General features: G+C 65.3%; 1 protein-coding gene and 1 pseudogene. Both read left to right on the top strand.

Features of this window, described 5'->3' with window-relative positions; all coding sequences use genetic code 11:
• Window positions 1-117: 117 nt before the first annotated feature.
• Window positions 118-1611 (top strand): annotated as a pseudogene (gene istA, locus ABGN05_RS29970) (IS21 family transposase); the annotation flags it as partial.
• Between the two features lie 5 nt (window positions 1612-1616).
• Window positions 1617-2351, top strand: a complete 735-nt coding sequence (gene istB, locus ABGN05_RS29965) for an IS21-like element helper ATPase IstB (protein WP_367957694.1) — start codon at window positions 1617-1619, stop codon at window positions 2349-2351.
• Window positions 2352-2491 lie beyond the last annotated feature (140 nt).

The following is a 2491-nucleotide window of genomic DNA, read 5'->3' as shown; positions in this document are numbered from 1 at the left end:
TGTGTTTCGGCGTGGAATAAGGACCCCGTTTCAGGGGTGATCGGCATCCAAAAGGGCCCCCTTGTAGCGGCGGGTGTTTCACACTGCCTCCGGTTTGATCGGAGGCATTTGTTTTGGATGTTGGTCGTGGAGACGATTGCGAAGATACGCCGGCTGTCGCTGGTTCAGGGGAAGTCGATCAAAGAGATCTGCCGGGAGTTGCGGATATCACGGAAGGTGGTCCGCAAGGTGCTTCGTTCCGATGCGACTGAGTTCCGGTATGAGCGTCAACACCAGCCGAAGCCGAAGATCGGCCCATGGCAGGAGCAGCTCGACGCTCTGCTGGACGGCAACGACGCGAAGGCGAAGCGCGAGCGGCTGACGCTGATCCGCATCTATGAGGAACTGCGGTCGCTGGGCTACGAAGGCAGCTACGACGCGATCCGGCGCTACGCCAAGAGCCGGGAGAAGGTTCGGGGGGCCGCGACAGCCGAGGCCTACGTGCCGCTGTTCTATCCCCCGGGCGACGCCTACCAGTTCGACTGGAGCCACGAGATCGTCCTGCTCGCCGGCGTGACGGTGACCGTGAAGGTCGCTCATGTCCGGCTCTGCCACAGCCGCATGATGTTCGTCAGGGCCTATCCGCGCGAGACGCAGGAGATGGTGTTCGACGCCCACGACCGCGCCTTCGCCTTCTTCGGCGGCGCCTGCACGCGCGGCATCTACGACAACATGAAGACGGCGGTGGAGACGGTCTTCGTCGGCAAGGAGCGGCAGTACAACCGTCGCTTCCTGCAGATGTGCAGCCACTATCTGGTCCAGCCGGTTGCCTGCACGCCGGCCTCGGGCTGGGAGAAGGGGCAGGTCGAGAACCAGGTTGGCCTGGTGCGCGAGCGCTTCTTTACGCCGCGGCTGCGCTTCAGGAGCTACGAGGAGCTGAACGCCTGGCTGCTCGACAAATGCATCGCCTGGGCGAAGGCCCACCGCCATGTCGACCAGCCGGAGCGCACGATCTGGAACGTGTTCGAAGAGGAGCGCGGCAATCTGGTCGAGTATCGCGGCCCCTTCGACGGATTCCATAGCGTTCCCGCCTCCGTCACGAAGACCTGCACCGTGCGCTTCGACAACAACAAGTACTCGGTGCTCTCGACCGCGGTCGGCCGGCCCGTCGAGATCCAGGCCTATGCCGATCGCATCGTCGTGCGCCAGGACGGCACGATCGTGGGCGAGCATGCCCGCTCGTTCGGCCGCAACCAGACCGTCTACGATCCGTGGCACTACGTCCCGGTGCTGGCGCGCAAGCCCGGCGCGTTGCGCAACGGTGCGCCATTCCAGGGCTGGGAACTGCCATCGGCGATGGAGCGGGTCAGGCGCCGGCTGAAGGCTGCCGACGACGGCGATCGGCAGATGGTGTCGATCCTGACGGCGGTGCTGTCGGATGGGCTCGATGCCGTCGAGACCGCCTGCCAGCAGGCGCTTGCCGAGAACGTCTGCTCGTCCTCCGTCATTCTCAACATCCTGGCCCGGTGTCGCGATCCGGCGCCGGCCGTCACCATCCTCACACCCGACGCACTGCGCTTGGCGATCGAGCCGCGGGCGGACTGCGCCCGCTACGACAGCCTCAGGAGGGCAAGCTGATGGAACGCACCCAGGTTCTGGACCTGATGGGAACGCTGAAGCTCTACGGCATGCGCAGCGCCTACGACGAGATCATGACGAACGCCATCAAGCGTCAGCACGAGCCGCCGAGGGTCGTCGGCGACCTGCTGTCGGCCGAGATCGCCGAGAAGCAGGCGCGCTCCATCAAGTACCAGCTCACCGTCGCCAAGCTGCCGCTGGCCAAGGACATCGACGACTTCGACTTCGCCGGCACGCCCGTCAACGAGACGCTCGTGCGCGACCTCGCCACCGGCGCCTTCGTTGCCGACCAGCGCAATGCCGTGCTCATCGGCGGCACGGGTACGGGCAAGTCGCATCTGGCCATCGCGATCGCCCGCGCCCTCATCCGCAGTGGCGCCCGCGGCCGCTTCTTCAACGTCGTCGATCTGGTCAACCGGCTCGAGACCGAGCACCGCTCCGGCAAGCAGGGGCGCATCGCCGACTACCTGACCCGGCTCGACTTCGTCGTGCTCGACGAACTGGGCTATCTTCCCTTCGCCCAAGCCGGCGGACAGTTGCTCTTCCACCTGATCAGCCGGCTCTACGAGCGGACCTCGATCATCGTCACCACCAACCTCGCCTTCGGGGAATGGCCCGCCGTCTTCGGCGACGCCAAGATGACCACCGCTCTGCTCGACCGGCTCACCCACCACTGCGAGATCATCGAGACCGGCAACGAATCCTGGCGGTTCAAGAACCGCTCTCAAAGCTAAAGCCGGAAAGCCTCACCGACGTGCCCGACCGGGCTACGCAACCCTCACCAGCTACACCTGGTTGGGCGCTCACCGTCGCGCTCCATAGAGGGGTCCCGTTTGCACGCCGATCCAGGGTCCCCATTCCGAGCCGATTGACA

The organism is Aquibium pacificum (assembly GCF_040839445.1).
GTDB lineage: Bacteria > Pseudomonadota > Alphaproteobacteria > Rhizobiales > Rhizobiaceae > Aquibium > Aquibium pacificus.
Note: the sequence above shows the minus strand (reverse complement) of the source record. Positions and strands in the feature narration are given on the sequence as shown.